This window comes from Flavobacterium sp. UBA4854 (assembly GCF_002399805.1).
Classification (GTDB): Bacteria; Bacteroidota; Bacteroidia; order Flavobacteriales; family Flavobacteriaceae; genus Flavobacterium; species Flavobacterium ginsengisoli.
In genome coordinates this window covers 41,048-44,937 of record NZ_DHEI01000041.1, presented here as the reverse complement: position 1 = coordinate 44,937, position 3,890 = coordinate 41,048, and the positions used below count along the sequence as shown (strand labels likewise).

General features: G+C 34.5%; 4 protein-coding genes. 1 reads left to right on the top strand and 3 read right to left on the bottom strand.

Going from position 1 to position 3,890, the window contains the following annotated elements:
* Nucleotides 1-1,992 (top strand): phosphoribosylformylglycinamidine synthase (gene purL, locus B3J44_RS05970; protein ID WP_286966782.1); only part of this gene is annotated, 1,992 nt, incomplete at its 5' end.
* Between the two features lie 184 nt (nucleotides 1,993-2,176).
* Here purL and hypE read toward each other — a convergent pair.
* The 3 genes from hypE to hypB form a co-directional block, all read right to left on the bottom strand.
* A complete protein-coding gene (gene hypE, locus B3J44_RS05965; RefSeq protein ID WP_286966780.1) occupies nucleotides 2,177-3,187 on the bottom strand; it encodes a hydrogenase expression/formation protein HypE in 1,011 nt (336 codons plus the stop codon).
* A 1-nt stretch (nucleotide 3,188) separates the two neighbouring features.
* On the bottom strand, nucleotides 3,189-3,431 hold the full coding sequence (locus B3J44_RS05960; protein ID WP_286966779.1) for a HypC/HybG/HupF family hydrogenase formation chaperone: 243 nt from the start codon (nucleotides 3,429-3,431) through the stop codon (nucleotides 3,189-3,191).
* A gap of 3 nt (nucleotides 3,432-3,434) precedes the next feature.
* Nucleotides 3,435-3,890, bottom strand: a 456-nt coding sequence (gene hypB, locus B3J44_RS05955) for a hydrogenase nickel incorporation protein HypB (protein ID WP_286966777.1), incomplete at its 5' end; no start/stop codon positions are given.

The following is a 3,890-nucleotide window of genomic DNA, read 5'->3' as shown; positions in this document are numbered from 1 at the left end:
TCTCCAAAAACGGTTATGACAGACAAAACTATCGATAGAAAATATGCTGATGTAGCTTATTCAGCAAATGACTTCGAAAGCTATTTAAAAGATGTTTTACGTTTAGAGGCTGTTGCTTCAAAAGACTGGTTAACAAACAAAGTTGACCGTTGTGTTGGAGGAAAAGTGGCTAAACAGCAAAATGCTGGTCCGTTACAATTACCTTTAAATAATGTTGGAGTTATGGCTTTGGATTATTTAGGTAAAGAAGGTATTGCGACTTCTATCGGGCATGCTCCTATTGCTGCTTTGATTGATCCTGTTGCTGGATCTAGAAATGCTATTGCAGAATCGTTATCAAACTTAGTTTGGGCTCCAATTATTAATGGTTTAAAAGGAGTTTCATTATCTGCAAACTGGATGTGGGCTTGTAAAAACGAAGGTGAAGACGCTCGCTTATACGATGCTGTACAAGGTTGTTCAGATTTTGCAATTGAATTGGGAATCAATATTCCGACAGGAAAAGATTCACTTTCAATGAAACAAAAATATCCAAATGACGAAGTAATTGCGCCAGGAACGGTTATTATTTCAGCTGCTGGAAACTGTACCGATATTAAAAAAGTAGTTGAACCTGTTTTACAGAAAAATGGAGATTCAATCTATTATATCAATTTGTCTCAGGATGATTTCAAACTTGGAGGTTCATCTTTTGCACAAATCAGAAATGCAATCGGAAACGAAACGTCTACAATTAAAGATGCTTCTTTCTTCAAAAATGCATTTAATACAATCCAAGATTTAATCGGCGAAAGCCAAATTTTAGCTGGTCACGATATCGGAAGCGGTGGTTTAATTACTACTTTATTAGAATTGTGTTTTGCTGATGTGAATTTAGGTGCTAAAATTGATTTCTCTGCTTTCGAAGAAAAAGACTTATTGAAAATCCTTTTCGCAGAAAACATCGGAATCGTATTCCAAGCTAAATCTGAAGCAGCTGTTGAAGCAAAATTAAACGCAAACAATATTGAATTCTTCAAAATTGGTTCTGTAACTTCTACAGCTACTTTAGAAATTGCAGATTATAAATTAGATATCCCAACTTATAGAGACGTTTGGTTCGAGACTTCTTATTTATTAGACCAAAAACAATCTAAAAACGGAAGAGCTCAGGCACGTTTCGAAAACTATAAAAATCAGGTTTTAGATTATACTTTCCCAGCACATTTTACTGGAAAGAAACCAGAAATCGATAATTCTAAACCAAGACCAAAAGCGGCTATTATTCGTGAAAAAGGAAGTAATTCTGAGCGTGAAATGGCAAATGCAATGTACTTGGCTGGATTTGATGTAAAAGATGTTCACATGACAGATTTAATTTCTGGTCGTGAAACGCTTGAAGATATTCAGTTTATTGGTGCTGTTGGTGGATTCTCTAACTCTGACGTTTTAGGTTCTGCTAAAGGTTGGGCCGGAGCTTTCTTATACAACGAAAAAGCAAAAACAGCTTTAGATAATTTCTTTAAAAGAGAAGATACTTTATCTGTCGGAATCTGTAATGGATGTCAATTGTTTATGGAATTAGAAGTGATTAATCCAGAGCACGAAGTTCATGGAAAAATGCACCATAACGAAAGTCAGAAACACGAAAGCATCTTTACTTCTGTAAAAGTTCAGGAAAACAATTCGGTTATGTTATCTACATTGGCTGGAAGTACTTTAGGAGTTTGGGTTTCTCACGGAGAAGGTAAATTTAAATTGCCTTATGCTGAAGATCAATACAATATTGTTTCTAAATATGCTTACGAAGGTTATCCTGCAAATCCTAACGGTTCTGATTACAACACAGCAATGATGTGTGACAAAACCGGAAGACATTTGGTTATGATGCCTCACATTGAGCGTTCGACTTTCCAATGGAACTGGGCACATTATCCAAAAGACAGAAATGACGAGGTTTCTCCTTGGCACGAAGCTTTTGTTAATGCCAGAAAATGGATTGAGAAAAACTAAAAATATATTTTTACTAAAACGCCCGAATTTATCGGGCGTTTTTTTTGCCACAGATTACACAGATTAGCACAGATTTTTTCTTAATAAAAAGGAATCATTTTAATTCTTTTAATCTGTGGCTAAAAAAAATAACTCATATAATTGCTTCACCTTTTCGCTATCGCTTGGGTCGTGGCAAAAAAACTTAACAAATTCGCGGCAGTTGTTCTCCAACTAAAGTATTTACCACTCTTTTGCCTCCGAAAGCACTTTCGATAATTATTTTTGAAGGATGTTCAGCAGTAATAAAACCGATTTCTGATGCGTTTGGATTTACTTCTTGTAGAATTCTCAATACCTCATCTTTAATTTCTGGCGCAGCAACGCAAACAAAAATTCCTTCATTGGCAACATAAAGCGGATCTAACCCCAATAATTCACAAGCACTTTTTACCTGATTTTCTACTTTTATATTCTCTTCTAAAAGTGAAATTCCTAAATTAATTTCTGCCGATATTTCATGTAAAACCGAAGCTAATCCGCCACGGGTTGCGTCTCTTAAAAAATGAATTTTATCTCCGAATTGTGCTATTAAATCTATAACTGTATGGTTTAAATTTGTTGTATCGCTTAAAATATCACTGTCGAATTCTAATCCTTCACGTTCCGACATAATTGCCATTCCGTGCGAAGCTATTGCTCCGTTTATGATTATAACATCATTCTCCCTAATATTTTGAGTTTTAATATTCGCTTTTTCATGAATAACTCCAATTCCAGAAGTATTAATATAAATTTTATCTCCTTTTTCTCTTTCTACAACTTTTGTGTCTCCAGTAACGATTTTGACATTTGCCTTATCAGCAGCTTTTTTTACTGATTTAATGATTTGAATAAATTCTTCCAAACCGAAACCTTCTTCTATAATTAAAGCAAGTGAAAGATATTTAGGAACTGCACCACACATTGCAAGATCATTTACAGTACCATTTACAGCTAACTCGCCAATATTACCGCCTTTAAAAAATATAGGCGAAATGACATAGCTGTCTGTAGAAAATGCCAAACTGCCTTGTATGTCTAAAAATGCACCATCATGGCGAACTTCTAAAACATCATTCTTTAAAATTTTAAAAATCACTTCATTCAGTAATTTTGTCATATGTTCACCACCACTGCCATGATGCAAATGAATTACTTCACTATTTTTTTCCATTTCACTCAATTAAATCTTCACCCATTTCCTTAAGAACCTCCATTGTTCGTTTAGCCTCATCTTCGTCAATAATTCCAATGGCAGCGCCCACATGAACTAACAAATAATCTCCAATTTTAGCCTCGGGAACGAGAGCTAAATTTACTTCTTTAATAATACCCTCAAATGATACTTTTCCTATTCTAAAAGTTTCGTCAAGTTCTACTGTAACTTTTTCTAAACGGCCGGGAACTGCTAAACACATATACTATTGTTTTATAGATTGAGACAAAAAATCGTACCAAGCCGACAATCCTTCTCCTGACGTTGCTGAAACTTCAAAAAAGATTAAGTTCGGATTGACTTTTTTTGCATATTCTTTTAATTTTTCTAAATCAAATTTCAGATAAGGCAGTAAATCAATCTTATTAATAATACAAATTTGCGATCCCGAAAACATGTCAGGATATTTTAGTGGCTTATCTTCTCCTTCGGTAACCGATATAATGACAATACGTTTTAATTCGCCAAGATCAAACATTGCAGGACAAACTAAATTCCCAACATTTTCAATCATCAATACAGAATCTGAAACAGGTTTTAACTCTTTAACGGCTTTTGCTATCATTTCGCTATCCAGATGACAGCCTTTTCCTGTATTAATCTGCAATACAGGAACATTCAATTTATGAATTCTATCTGCATCATTTGTTGTCTGCTGATC